This window comes from Monashia sp. HAY1-5C, assembly GCF_056755255.1.
The window spans coordinates 1-232 of the sequence record NZ_JBPGXG010000842.1 but is presented as its reverse complement, the minus strand read 5'-3'; the positions used below and the strand labels follow the sequence as shown (position 1 = coordinate 232).

Annotated in this window: 1 protein-coding gene; it reads left to right on the top strand. The window is 69.0% G+C overall.

Annotated features, from left to right (window positions below; all coding sequences use genetic code 11):
- On the top strand, positions 1 to 232 hold a 232-nt coding region (locus tag ACR9ZK_RS23720; protein ID WP_481344358.1), incomplete at both ends, for an alpha/beta fold hydrolase.

The window sequence follows — 232 nt, the reverse complement described above, 5'->3', positions numbered from 1 at the left end:
GCGTCCTACCTGCAAGCCATCGAGCAGATCCACCCGCAGGGGCCGCTGCACCTGATCGGTCATTCGTTCGGCGGCTGGGTCGCGCATGCCATGGCCGCGCAGTTGCAGGCGGCCGGGCGCGAAGTGGCTTCGCTGACGTTGATCGACAGCGAGGCACCGGGCGGTGACGGCACGGCGGGCAAGCCGTACACCGCCACTGCCGCGCTGCAACGGCTGATCGACACCCTGCAAT